General features: G+C 63.1%; 11 protein-coding genes. 2 read left to right on the forward strand and 9 right to left on the reverse strand.

Annotation, left to right across the window (positions count from 1 at the left end; translation table 11 throughout):
- Nucleotides 1-11: 11 nt before the first annotated feature.
- The 6 genes from ACZZ0O_RS00650 to ACZZ0O_RS00675 all read right to left on the reverse strand — a co-directional run bounded on the left by ACZZ0O_RS00650 (nucleotide 12) and on the right by ACZZ0O_RS00675 (nucleotide 6342).
- Entirely contained in the window at nucleotides 12-1031 is a 1020-nt protein-coding gene (locus tag ACZZ0O_RS00650) for an AAA family ATPase (RefSeq protein ID WP_463591944.1), read from the reverse strand.
- Nucleotides 1032-1319: 288 nt separating this feature from the next.
- Nucleotides 1320-3287: a type IV pilus secretin PilQ gene (locus tag ACZZ0O_RS00655; protein ID WP_463591945.1), complete on the reverse strand. Its 1968-nt coding sequence runs from the start codon at nucleotides 3285-3287 to the stop codon at nucleotides 1320-1322.
- Between the two features lie 19 nt (nucleotides 3288-3306).
- Nucleotides 3307-3840: a pilus assembly protein PilP gene (locus ACZZ0O_RS00660; RefSeq protein ID WP_055848662.1), complete on the reverse strand. Its 534-nt coding sequence runs from the start codon at nucleotides 3838-3840 to the stop codon at nucleotides 3307-3309.
- A complete protein-coding gene (locus ACZZ0O_RS00665) occupies nucleotides 3837-4502 on the reverse strand; it encodes a type IV pilus inner membrane component PilO (protein ID WP_115528798.1) in 666 nt (221 codons plus the stop codon). Before ACZZ0O_RS00665 ends, ACZZ0O_RS00660 begins: the two co-directional genes overlap by 4 nt.
- Complete coding sequence (locus tag ACZZ0O_RS00670; protein WP_115528799.1) at nucleotides 4499-5284, reverse strand: PilN domain-containing protein; 786 nt, start codon at nucleotides 5282-5284, stop codon at nucleotides 4499-4501. The genes ACZZ0O_RS00665 and ACZZ0O_RS00670 overlap by 4 nt, the downstream gene beginning before the upstream one ends.
- A complete protein-coding gene (locus tag ACZZ0O_RS00675; RefSeq protein ID WP_055848653.1) occupies nucleotides 5284-6342 on the reverse strand; it encodes a pilus assembly protein PilM in 1059 nt (352 codons plus the stop codon). The genes ACZZ0O_RS00670 and ACZZ0O_RS00675 overlap by 1 nt, the downstream gene beginning before the upstream one ends.
- A 215-nt stretch (nucleotides 6343-6557) precedes the next feature.
- Between ACZZ0O_RS00675 and ACZZ0O_RS00680 the strand changes: the two genes are divergently transcribed.
- On the forward strand, nucleotides 6558-8987 hold the full coding sequence (locus tag ACZZ0O_RS00680; protein ID WP_055848650.1) for a penicillin-binding protein 1A: 2430 nt from the start codon (nucleotides 6558-6560) through the stop codon (nucleotides 8985-8987).
- A gap of 516 nt (nucleotides 8988-9503) precedes the next feature.
- Nucleotides 9504-10151 (forward strand): hypothetical protein, encoded by a 648-nt coding sequence (locus ACZZ0O_RS00685; protein ID WP_463591946.1) that lies wholly within the window; start codon nucleotides 9504-9506, stop codon nucleotides 10149-10151.
- A 171-nt stretch (nucleotides 10152-10322) separates the two neighbouring features.
- Here ACZZ0O_RS00685 and ACZZ0O_RS00690 read toward each other — a convergent pair whose 3' ends face one another.
- The 3 genes from ACZZ0O_RS00690 to ACZZ0O_RS00700 form a co-directional block, all read right to left on the reverse strand.
- Entirely contained in the window at nucleotides 10323-11612 is a 1290-nt protein-coding gene (locus tag ACZZ0O_RS00690) for a citrate synthase (RefSeq protein WP_039409911.1), read from the reverse strand.
- Nucleotides 11613-11841: 229 nt separating this feature from the next.
- The gene (locus ACZZ0O_RS00695; RefSeq protein WP_010364531.1) at nucleotides 11842-12084 is read right to left on the reverse strand and encodes a type B 50S ribosomal protein L31; all 243 of its coding nucleotides are present in this window, start codon (nucleotides 12082-12084) and stop codon (nucleotides 11842-11844) included.
- 71 nt (nucleotides 12085-12155) lie between these two features.
- The gene (locus ACZZ0O_RS00700; protein ID WP_463591947.1) at nucleotides 12156-13094 is read right to left on the reverse strand and encodes a nucleoside hydrolase; all 939 of its coding nucleotides are present in this window, start codon (nucleotides 13092-13094) and stop codon (nucleotides 12156-12158) included.
- Nucleotides 13095-13188 lie beyond the last annotated feature (94 nt).

Genomic DNA, 13188 nt, shown 5'->3' on the forward strand with positions numbered 1-13188 from the left:
CCGCTGCCCGATCAGGGCAGCGGAATCTTGTCCAGCAACGCAGCGACCAGGCGTTCGCCATCCCAGCCTTCTGCGGTGGCCTCGTAACTGGGCAACACGCGGTGGCGCAGCACGTCCGGCGCAATGGCGCGAATGTCGTCCGGGGTCACGTAGTCGCGCCCGGCCAGCCACGCACGCGCACGCGCGCAGCGCTCCAGTGCAATCGAGCCACGCGGGCTCGCGCCCCAGGCAATTCGCCGCGCCAACGCAGGGTCGTAACGTTGCGGATCACGCGAGGCCAGCACGATTTCGATCAGATAGCGCTCGAGCTGTGGCGCCAGATGCACATCCAGCACCACACGTCGTGCGGCGAAGACGTCTTCCAGCGGAATCTTGTCCGGCACGGTCTCGTGCTTTTCCAGCGTGTCGCGCGCCGCTTCGCGTGCCAGACGCAGGATTTCCGCCTCCGCGTCGGCATGTGGATAACCGATGCGCACATGCATCAGGAACCGATCCAGCTGCGCCTCGGGCAACGGGAACGTGCCTTCCTGCTCGATCGGGTTCTGCGTCGCCATCACCAGGAACAGCTGCGGCAGCGCATAGGTGTGGCGACCGACCGTCACCTGTCGCTCCCCCATCGCTTCCAGCAACGCCGACTGCACCTTGGCGGGCGCGCGATTGATTTCGTCGGCCAGCAGGATGGGATGGAAGATCGGCCCTGGCATGAACTCGAAACGGCTGTCCTGCGGACGCCAGATCTCGGTACCGGTCAGATCGGAGGGCAGCAGGTCCGGAGTGAACTGCACCCGCGCGAAGTCGGCTTCCAGTCGCGAGGCCAGCGCACGGATCGCGGTGGTTTTGGCCAGCCCGGGCGCGCCCTCGACCAGCAAATGGCCATCGGCCAGCAAGGCGATCAGCAGCCGCTCGACCAGCGCCGACTGACCGACGATGCGCTGCGCCAATGACTCGCGCAGAGAAGTGAATTGACGATGCAGCCGGTCCTCGGCGGGCGCGGCAGCGGCTTCGGGGGGCAATAGCGGCGGTGCGTTCATAGGACCAGTGTGACCGATTCGAACGCGATTGGTTCACTTGCCGATGGCGAGAGGTTCAGTGAGTGACCGGGGTCATGCTCCTACCCAAGCCATAGCGAGCGTGACCATTTACCGGTTAACAGCACAGGGCAAACCTGAGAAGCAGAGATCTGGATAGATGATCAGACGAGCATCAGACTATGCATACACCGCGCTCGGATGCGCGCTTTGCAGCACTCAAGCAGTCTCTAGAAAGTAGACCCTGAAAAAGAAGAAGGCCGCTTTCGCGGCCTCCTTCATGCATTGCGTTCAGCGCGCTGCGCTTGCCACTCGCAATACCTTTGGGGTGACAAAGACCAACAACTCGGCCTTTTCCTTGCTGCGCCCACGCTTCTTGAACAGATTGCCCAGGAATGGGATATCGCCCAGAAACGGCACCTTCGACACGCTTTCACGATCTGTGAATTCGTATACACCACCGATCACTACCGTCTCGCCATCACCCACCAACACTGCCGTATTGACTTCCCGACGGTTAATTTCCGGCACGGTACCGTACTGCGGCAAGGTGATGAAGCGAGCCACTTCGTCCTTTTTGACATTCATGTTGAGGAAAACGCGATTGTCGTTCGTGATCGTCGGCGTGACTTTCAGTTCGAGCAAGACTTCCTTGAACTGCACATTGGCCTGCGAACCACCACCTGCAACGCCCGCGCCGCTGATCGTCACATAGCCGATCTCACGTCCCTGCTTGATCACACCCTCGCGCTGGTTGGCGGTCACGATGCGCGGATTGGAAACGACTTCGCCGCGACCTTCTTCCTGCATCGCAGATAATTCAATATCCAGATTGAAGTTCGACCCTAGCAGAGTATAAGCAAGGCCGGCTGCGCCACTGTTCGTGAATCCGCCAGCTCCAAGATCAATATTCAACCCCGACGGAAACAAGAAAGTTGGCAGCGTGGCGCTCGTACCATTTGGTGTGGCGGGCGTTCGAGTGTTATTAAGCTCATTGTTGCGTTGATTCAACGTATTGCTGTAATTGACATTACTCTCAAGCGAACCACTCAAAATCCCGCGACTAGTGGCTCCAGAGACTCCAAAACGCGCACCCAAGTCACGCGCAAACGTGTCGGTTGCAATGACGATACGGCTCTCGATCAACACCTGGTCTACTGGACGATCAATATGCGAGATCAACTCGCGCATCTGCGCGACCTTCTTCGGAATATCGCTAATCATCAGCGTATTGGTGCGCTCATCGGCCACCAAACGGCCGCGTGGCGAGAGGAAACCGTTGTCCTGCTGACCTGTACCGCCTTGTCCGCCCTGACCGCCACCACCACCACCGCCACCAATCCCCTTCGCCTCAGTCAGCGCTTTAAAGATCACAGCAGCATTATGGTAATTGATCTGCACGTAGTCGGTGATCAAATCCTCGCGGTTTTCGATCGCGATGCGGGCGTCTTCCTTGTCCTGCTCGAACTTGGCCAGCTCCGGCTGCGGGGCGACCCACACCACGCCACCGTCGCGGCGTTTGTCCAGGCCCTTGGCCCGCAGCACGATGTCCAGCGCCTGATCCCACGGCACGTTCATCAAGCGCAGCGTGACATTGCCCTGCACGGTGTCGGAGGCGACGATGTTGAGGTTGGATTCCTCGGCGATCAGCTGCAGCACGGTGCGCACCGGCACGTCCTGGAAATTGAACGTCACCGGGCGACCGCTGTAGCCGCGCGCTGCAATCTGCGCGGCGGCCTGGGTCACCGCTGCCGAGCTCACGCCGCCGACGGCCGGCTGGCCCTTGCGCGGTGTGATCTCGACCACGTACTCGTTACCGGTCTGATAGGCCAGCGAGTCGAATGCACCCTTGGTCGACAGCACCAGTTGCGAACCCGAGCCAGACGGCTTGACCTCCACCCGCTGCACCGGCGTTGCAAAATCGGTGACGTTGAGGGGGCGCTGCAGTTCCGGCGGAAGCTTGGCGTTGCTGATATCCACCAGCACGCTGTCGCCCTGGGTGCGCAGGTCCGGGCTGGCGCCCTGACCGTCGAACTTCAGGATCAGACGGCCAGCGCCATCTTCGCCGCGTTTGAAATCGATCTTGGACACCGTCAGGCTCGCCGGAGCGGCCTTGGCCGGGTCCTGCGCAGGCTGGGTCAGCGCGGCGGCTGCGAACGAGCTGCCACTGGCCAGCGCCAGCGCTAATCCCAACGCGCAAGCCTGGAGCATCGCGTGGCGTCGAACCGGACGCAGCCGCTGTGCATTGGAAAACGTCATCGTGCTATCCCCTATCACTTTATTGATCATCCAATGCGAGTGCGGCCGGCCGTTCAAGCCATCCACCCGCACCGTCCGGCACAAGTTCAATCAGCTCGATGCGGTCTTCGTAGACCCCGGTTACCCGGCCATCGCTCTGTCCCAGATACACACCCGGCCGCACCCGGTACGTCACCTTGTCCGGTGCCATCACCAGCGCGATCAGACCCGAGCCGCCTCCAATGGTCCCCACCATGTCGAGGGCGTCGAGCGGGAAGGCTTCCAACGGTTCCTTGCGCCGGTTCGGATCGGGCCGCGTGCCATTGCTGCCTTCCGCAGTCACCCACGCATCGCTGAACGGGTCGCGCATCACTTGTGCTGCGTATTCGAATGTCTCGAACTGCTGCATCACCGGCAGCGGCTCCAGCGGTGGCGCAGGACGCGCACGCACTTCGGCCACCCAGGCATCTAGATTCGGCGCATCGCCGGGCGTGCTGGTCACGCCACGCGTACACGCCGGCAATACTGCAATTAGCGCCACGCAGGACAATATCTTGAGCAATTTCATGGTCATTGGCCGCCCTTCTTCGCAGCGTCGGCCGCAGCCTTCTCCTGCACGGCCATTTCCTCATCGTCCAGATAACGATAGGTCTTGACCGTGCCGGACAGCTCCAGTGCACCGCGCGGCGTGATGCCGGCCTTGGCATCCCTGGGCTTGAGGTTGATGTCGTGCATGGTCAGGATCACCACGCGCGGCAGCGAGGCCACGCCGCTGACGAAGGCACCGAACTGGTGGTAGCTGCCCACCATGCGCAGAGCGATCGGCTTCTCGGCGTAGAACTCCTTCGGCGATTCCGGACCAGGCTGGAACAACTCGTTCGACAAGCCGCTGGATAGCGCGGTCTGCGAAATGTCGATGATCAGATCCGGCATTTCGGTCTTGCTGGGCAGCTGACGCAGCATCTGCTGCAGCACCTGTTCCATCTGCGCGAGCTGCTGCTTGAGCGGCTCCAGATTCACCGCACGCCCCTGCTGGGTCTCGAACTCCGTACGCAGCGCGGATTCGGTGCCTTCCAGTCCTTCCAGTTCGTCGCGTTTGCTGCTGATCAACAGGAACCAAGCCAACACCATGATGAACAGGCCGACCAGCACACAGAACACGATGCGTGCCTGCTGCGGCCAACCGCCGATGTTGTTGAAGTCCAGATCGCTGAGCTTGAATGATTTCTTACTCATGACGCCGCCCCCTCCTGCGGCCGATTGGCAGGTGCCGGCGCTGCCTGCGGTGCAGCTGCAGGTGCACTCGGCGGCGTTGCTGGCGCCGGCGCCGCTGCCGGAGCAGCAGGCGTCGTACCGGCCGGCGTTGCACCTGGTGCGGCAGTCCCCGGCGCAGCCGGATCCACCACCGCGGGCGCGGCGCCGTTCTTGTCAGTCTCGTTCGGATTGGCCAGCTTGACCTTCAGCGTAAACACGTATGGCAACGCCTTGGTGTCCATCGACGAAGCCGCAGGCTGCCCGGCAGCCTTGTCCTGGCTCTTGGCCTCGATGATCGACAGGTCCGGATTGGTCATCCAGCCCGAGCCTTCCAGGTTGCGCATGTAGGCACTGACGCGCGCATTGGACTGCGAGCGACCTTCCAGGGTCAGGATGTCGCCGTCCTGCTTGATGTTGGTCAGCGCCACGCCATCGGGAATGGTGCGGACCAGCGAATCAAACAGATGCACCATCTGAGAGCGATTGGCCTGCAGTTCTTCGATAACTTTCTTGCGGGCGAGCAGACGGTCCTTTTTCTTGTCGAGCTCCTTGATCTCTTCGTTCTGCGCCTTGACCTTGTCGATCTCGGCGGTCAGGAACGCATTGCGCTCGGTCTGCCCACTGATCTGCCCGTCGTAGTAGAACCAGATGAGTAGCGACAGCAGCACGCCACCGAGCGCGGCAAAGCCGAGCATCGAATAGAACTCACGCTCGCGCGCCTTCCGGCGCTCGGCGCGCCAGGGCAATAGATTGATTCTTGCCATCAGTCAAAGCTCCTCAGGGCCAGGCCGGTGGCGATCATCAATGCAGGCGCATCCAGCGCCAGCGCGTGGGCCTGAACCTTCGGACCCAGCGTCATCTGCGCAAGCGGGTTGGCGACCACGGTGGTCACGCCCAGCTGCTCTTCCACCATCTCCGGCAGGCGCGACAGCGCGGCGCAACCGCCGGCCAGCACGATGCAGTCGACGCGATTGAACTCGCTGCCCGCATAGAAGAACTGCAGCAAACGGCTGATCTGCTGCACCGTCGCTTCCTTGAACGGCTCCAGCACTTCGACCTCGTAGCTCTCCGGCAACCCGCCCTGACGCTTGGCCAGGCCGGCTTCTTCGTAGGTCAGGCCATAGCGGCGCATCACTTCGTCGGTGAGCTGCTTGCCGCCGAACACCTGTTCGCGGCTATACAGGCTACGACCGGAGCGCAGCACGCTCAGCGTGGTCATGGTGGCGCCGATATCGACCAGGGCGACCACCGCATCGGCGGCCACCGGCAGTTCGCTGGCGACCAGGGCAAAGGCGTTTTCGACCGCGAAGGCCTCCACGTCCATCACCTTGGCGGTCAGACCACCGAGTTCCAGCGCCGATTGGCGCAGCTCCACATTCTCCGAGCGCGAGGCGGCCAGCAGCACCTGGACCATGTCCGGGCTGTTGGGCATCGGGCCGAGCACCTCGAAGTCGAGATTCACTTCCTCGATCGGGTACGGAATGTAATTGGTGGCTTCCAGTTCGACCTGGGCCTCCAGATCGCTGTCGTCCAGATCGGCCGGCATCGGGATCAGCTTGGTGATCACCGCCGACCCGGCCACGGCCGCAGCGGCATTCTTGGCCTTGCTGCCGGAGCGGTTGATGGCGCGGCGAATGGCTTCGCCCACCGCCTCCACTTCGACGATGTTCTTTTCCACCACCGCATTCGGCGGCAATGGTTCCACCGCGTAATGTTCCACGCGATAACGGTTCCCGCTGCGCGACAGCTGCAAGAGCTTCACGGCAGTAGAACTAATGTCGACACCAATGAGTGGCGACTGACTCTTGGGTAAAAGCCCCACGGTAACTCCCCTGCCGACGGGCACTTGGACGCATGTCTGCGCCCTCGTATTAATAATCAAATTTTAACAGTTGACAAGCCCTTCACGCGCCAGGCAATGACCTCGCGAACGTGACCCCAGTGCTGTCTTCTGCGATCCCCAGAGTTCGGCCCCAGCCAAACTCGGCGTCATCTATACTCTGTGGCCAAGAAATCTGCAATCGGAATCTCTCTTACATGCCCCGTATTCGCCGTTGGCTGGGCTGGATCCTGGCCACGCTCGTTGTGCTCGCACTGCTCGGCGCTATTGCTGCCGGCGGCCTGTATTACGCCATTTCCTCGAAGTTGCCGGACGTGCAGTCGCTCAAGCAGGTCGAGCTGCAGGAGCCGATGTACGTCTATTCCAGCGATGGCCGGCTGATGGCCGTCTATGGCGAGACCCGGCGCTACCCGATACAGATGAAGGACGTGCCGCTGCGCTTGAAGCAGGCCTTCCTGGCGACCGAGGATGCGCGCTTCTACGAACACGGAGGCGTGGACTACAAGGGCATCGCCCGCGCGGTATGGCTACTCGCCAGCACCGACGCCAAGCGCGTGCCGGGCGGCTCGACCATCACCCAGCAGGTGGCGCGGCAGTTCTTCCTCAGCTCCGAATACAGCTACACCCGCAAGCTGGCGGAGATCCTGTTGGCGCGCAAGATCGAGAGCGAGCTGAGCAAGGACGAGATCTTCGAGCTGTATCTCAATAAGAGCTTCTTCGGCAACCGCGCCTACGGCGTCGGTGCCGCTGCCGAGTACTACTACGGCAAGAAGATGAGCGAGTTGAGCCTGGACGAGATGGCCTCGCTGGCCGGCATCCCCAAGTTCCCGTCCAGCGGCAACCCGATCAGCAACCCCGAGCGCGCGCGCGAACGCCGCGACTACTACGTGCTGCAGCGCATGGCCGACCTGGGCTTCGTGACCCAGGCCGAATCCGATGCCGCCAAGGCGGTGCCGATGCATGCCAAGCCGCACGAGCCGCCTGTCGAGGTGTACGCCCCGTATGTGGCCGAGCTGGTGCGCCAGGAGATGATCGCCAAATACGGCGGCGATGTGCTCAACAAGGGTTACCACGTCACCACCACCATCGATTCCACCTTGCAGACCGGTGCCGATGCTGCGATCAGCGAAGGCCTGCGTCTGTACGACCACCGCCACGGCTGGCACGGTGTGGAGCAGCATTTCGATGTTGCCGCCGATGCGGATGCGCCGGCATTGGCCAAGCATCTGTCGGGCGTGTTTACTCAGGGCGGCCTGCGCGCAGTGATCGTGGCGCGCACCAATGCCGACGGTGGCGTCACCGTCGTGCAGAGCGACAAGACCGAGCTGACCCTGCCGGCCAGCGCCAGCCGCTGGACCAACAAGACACCGGCCAAGTTGCTGACGCGTGGCGACCTGACCCGCATCCGTGCCGGCGAGAAGGACGGCGAATGGATCATCGACCAGCTGCCGCGCGGCCAGGCGGCGCTGGTTTCGCTGGATGCCAACAGCGGCGCACTGCGCGCGCTGGTCGGCGGCTTCAGCTTTGCCGGCAACAAGTTCAATCGCGCCACCCAGGCACGCCGCCAGCCAGGTTCCAGCTTCAAGCCGTTCGTGTATGCCTCGGCGTTCGAGAAGGGCTTCAACCCGGCCTCGATCGTACTGGATGCGCCGGTGGTGTTCCGCGATCGTCGCGGCAAGACCTGGTCGCCGCAGAACGACGGCGGCGGCTTCCGCGGCCCGATGCGGCTGCGCGAGGCGCTGGTGCAATCGCGCAATCTGGTGTCGGTGCGCCTGCTGGATGCGATCGGCGTCGATTTTGCACGTAAATACATCAGCCAGTTCGGTTTCCAGGAAGCCGAGTTGCCTCCCAACCTGTCGATGTCGCTGGGCACCGCGTCGCTGACGCCGCTGTCGGTGGCGCGCGGCTACGCGGTGTTCGCCAATGGCGGCTCGCGCGTGGACACCTGGATCGTGGACGAGGTGAAAGATCGCGACGGCAATGTGGTGTTCAAGGAAGTGCCCGCGGTGGCCTGCCGCACCTGCGCGTTGCAGGGCGGCACCGCCGCGCCGGTGAGCCAGGTAGTGGACGGGTTCAACTTCGGCGCCCAGGCGCCGGCCACGCCGCCCGCGGCTCCGGCTGCCGATGCAGCGCCGACGCCAGCAGAAACCGCGCCTGCGGCGATTGCCGAAACCAAGATCGCACCGCGCGCCATCGATGCGCGTACCGCTTACCAGCTGGTGTCGATGATGCGCGACGTAGTCCAGCGCGGCACCGGCACGGCGGCCAAGGTGCTGGGACGCGAAGACGTAGGCGGCAAGACCGGCTCGACCAACGACCACCGCGACGCCTGGTTCTCCGGCTTCGGCGGCCCTTACGCCACCACCGTGTGGGTCGGCCGCGACGACTTCCGTTCGTTGGGCTATCGCGAGTACGGCGGCAAGGCCGCACTGCCGATCTGGATCGACTACATGCGCGTGGCACTGAAGGACAAGCCAATCGCCGCCAACGACCCGCCCGAAGGCATGACCCAGGCCACCATCAATGGTGCGGTCGAATGGGTGAAGAACGAGGATCTGGATCGTCTGCAGGATTACGACTACGGCCTGCAGGAACAGCAGGACGAGAAGGCTTTCGATATCTTCTGACGGCGGGGATCGGGAATCGTGAGCGGGGAATCGTGACGGCGTGGCTGTCCGGTTCCCCATTTTTTTGGGCGCGTTTTTGGGTAAGTAGCTCAAGCTGCACGAGTCACCCGTGAGTGGCGCTGGAGCCGGGCGCGACGCGCTGCTTACTGACCAGCCCTGGCTGGGCGGACATAGCCGGCGACGCTACGCGCTGTCCCTTGCTACGCACCAGCCCGGTCGCCAACGCACTGCCCGGACCGATCTTTTGCGCGAGCCGGCAAGCCCGGCAGCTGTTCGACCACGCACTATCGCGGCTCGTTGCTGACCTGTCGCTGCTGACCTGGTTGCCGGCGCGGCAGCGCCTGCATCTCACCGGTTGATGCGCTCCTCCCGAAGCCGCGGCCGTGCCCTCCGACACGCAAGGTATCGGCATTGCGCTGCTACGCGATCGCTTCCTCGGAGTGGCCGGGAAGCATTCGCCACGTTTTCATGCGGCTGTTGTAGAGTCGAGCTCAGGTTCATCAGGGGAGCCCGGTCATGCATCACGCACGCCAACACGCCGATACGCGCACCCGAGAACGCCGTCATCGGCTCGCCCACGAGGCTGCCAGATTGATGGCAGAAGGCGGTATCCGCGATTTCCACCAGGCCAAGCTCAAGGCCGCCAGCCGGCTCGGCATCCATGACGACGCATCGCTGCCGCGCAATCGCGAGATCGAAGAGGCACTGCGCGAATACCAGCGTCTGTTCGCCAGGCCCGACCACGCAGCGCGGTTGCGTCAACGCCGCGAAGCCGCCTTGCGTGCGCTGGATTTTCTCCGCTCATTCCAGCCGCGGCTGACCGGCCCGGTCCTGGATGGCACCGCCGATGCAAACGCCCCGGTACAACTGCAGCTGCACAGCGACGACCCGGACGCGGTGCAGCGGTTTCTGGAAGAACACCGCATCCCTGCCGAGGCGCGCACGCGCCGTTTGCGACTGGACCGCGAGCGCAACGGCGACTTCCCGGTCTGGCTGTTCAGTGCCGAGGAACTGACCTTCGACCTGACCGTGCTGCCTTACGACGCCCTGCGCCAGGCGCCGCTGTCGCAGCTGGACGAAAAACCGATGCCACGCGCCTCGGCTGCACAGCTGCGGCAGTTGCTTGCCGAACAGGAGAGTGCCGCCTACCAGCAGCGGGACTGAGCGCACGCACTCCATTGCTGAGCGCGCCATCAGCACTCACCCGAAAGATTGCGCGCTACGTTTTGCCAGCCACTCTTGGCAAGCGCGCCCTGTTCCACTAAACGCACCAGGCCACAACGAAAACGCCCCGCAAGTGCGGGGCGTTCGTTTACGCAGACGACTTTGAGCCGATTAACGCTTGGCGCTGTCGGTGTAATCGCGCTTGTCGTAGCCGGTGTAGATCTGGCGCGGACGGCCGATCTTCATTTCCGGGTCGACCTGCTGCTCCAGCCAATGCGACACCCAACCGGCGGTGCGCGCGATGGCAAACATCACGGTGAACATTTCCACCGGGATATTGAGCGCCTTGTAGATCAGGCCCGAATAGAAGTCGACGTTCGGATACAGCTTGCGCTGCACGAAGTAGTCGTCCTTCAACGCGGCTTCTTCCAGCTTCAACGCCACTTCCAGCAGCGGATCGTTGACGCCCAGCTCGCCCAGCACCTTGTGGGTCATCTCGCGGATGATCTTGGCGCGCGGGTCGAAGTTCTTGTAGACGCGGTGACCGAAGCCCATCAGACGGAACGAGGAGTTCTTGTCCTTGGCCTTGGCCACGGCCGACTCGACGTTATCGGCAGTGCCGATCTCTTCGAGCATCTTCAGCACCGCTTCGTTGGCGCCGCCGTGTGCCGGGCCCCACAGTGCGGTGATGCCGGCAGCGACCGACGCATACGGATTGGCACCGGTCGAACCGACCAGACGCACGGTCGAGGTCGAGGCATTCTGCTCGTGATCGGCGTGCAGAATGAACAACAGGTCCAGCGCCTTGGCGACAACCGGGTTGATCTCCAGCGGCTCGCTCGGCACTTCGAACATCATGTGCAGGAAGCGGTCGACGTAGTTCAGATTGTTGCGCGGATAGCGGATCGGCCAGCCGATCGAGTAACGATAGGCCGCAGCCGCCAGGGTCGGTACCTTGGCGATCAGACGGATGGCGGCCTGACGGCGCTGCTCCGGATCGTTGAGGTCCAGGGTGTCGTGGTAGAACGCCGACAGCGAGGCGACCGAACCGGCCAGCATGGCCATCGGGTGCGCATCGTGGCGGAAACCGCCGAGGAAGTTCTTCAGCGACTCATGCATCATCGTGTGATGCGTCACTTCGTGGTCGAACTTCTTGAATTCGTCCGCCGTGGGCAGTTCGCCGTTCATCAGCAGGTACGAAACTTCCAGGAAGCTGGACTTCTCGGCGAGCTGTTCGATCGGATAGCCGCGGTACAACAACACGCCGTTGTCGCCATCGATATAGGTGATGGCCGACTTGCAACTGGCGGTGGCGGTAAAGCCCGAGTCGTAGGTGAACAGACCGGTTTCTTTGGTCAGCTTGGAAATATCGACGCAATCATTGCCCAACGTGGGCTTGAGAACCGGCAGAACAACCGACTTGTCGCCGGCGTTGAGCGTGACCTGATCAAGATCGGACACTGTGTACGCTCCTTCAGTGGAAGGCGCCTGATCCCACATGGGCAGGCACGTGATGGAAGTCCAAGGCATCGCCTCGGATCACGTCATTATCGCACAGCAGCATTTTGGCCGTCGCTTGGACAGAAGTCGTAGACGCACCTGTCGGGACCACGCAAACGAAGCGCCCACACCCCAAAAAACAACGGCCGCGCAATGCGCGGCCGTTGTCGGTACAGCCCGTCCTGCAAGTTCAGCGCGCGTAGCGCTTCTGGAACTTGTCGATACGGCCGCCGGTGTCGATCACCTTGTGCTTGCCGGTATAGAACGGGTGCGACGCGGAGGAAATTTCCACCTTGATCAGCGGATATTCCTGGCCGTCCTCCCACTTCACGGTCTCTTTCGAGCCCATGGTGGAACGGGTCAGAATCTTGAAATCGGACGTCACGTCGTGAAAGACGACGTCTTTGTAGTTGGGATGCACGTTATCTTTCATGGACTTGGCGCCGGGCTGCCTGGATAAGCCGGTCATTATAGCGGCCTCCACTCGCCCGGCGCAAGTTGGCCCTAGCCGGCCGCCAATGCCGCCCCGACCAGGCCGTAGAACCGCTGGCGGTCGTACTCCATCAGCAGATTGGCATTGTCGGGCGCGCCGCCCTGCCGGTTCCAGTCCACCAGGGTCATGCCGCGGGTGTGCGTGCCGGACAATTCGATATGCACCGGGCGCTGCTCCAGACGCTGGGCACCTTCCGGGTGCAGGGCGAACGCCATCGCCAGTGCGTCGGCGGCGTACCAGTACTCGCCACGGCTGTCTTCGGACCACAGGCGGGTCTTGCGCGAGATTTCTTCGTAGAAGCGGGCGCGGCCGCTGTCGGCGGCCAGCCATTGCTCGACATCGCGATGCAGCAGGCCGTGCGCGATGGTGGCTTCCCAGTCGGCCACGTCGAAGTGCGGGAAGCCACGGAATACGATGTGCGCGGCCTCCGGGTCGAAGCCGATGTTGAATTCAGCGGCTGGCGTGATGTTGCCGTGCCCGGTCAATGCTCCGCCCATCACCACCAACCGGCCGACGCGCTGCGGCAGGGTCGGGTCCAGGGTCAGCGCCAGGGCCAGATTGGTCAGCGGGCCCAGGGCGACCAGCAACAGCTCGCCCGCGTAGTCGTGCGACAGGCGCAGGATGGCGAGCGCGGCATGCTCGGCCTCGGCGCTGCGCTTGGCCGCCGGCAGGCCGACATCGCCGAAGCCATCGATGCCGTGCACGTGCGCCGCATCGACCGAGGGGTGCAACAGCGGCTGCGGGCAGCCGGCGTACACCGGCACATCCGCGCGGCCGGCGACCTCGCAGACCTTCAAGGCGTTGCGCACGGTGTGCTCCAGCCCCACGTTGCCGGCCGCGATGGTCAGGCCGACCACCTCGTGACGGGTGTCGTTGAAGGCCATCAGCAGCGCCAGCGCGTCATCCACGCCCGGGTCGGTGTCGATCAGCAGCGGTATCTTTTTTGTCATGGAAGTCGGGATTGGGCATTCGGGATTCGTTGCAGCATCTTCGCAAGGATCGGCCGGTCACGCGAACGCCCAGGATGTACAGGCGGCGGCAGCC

The organism is Xanthomonas sp. AC360 (assembly GCF_979258225.1).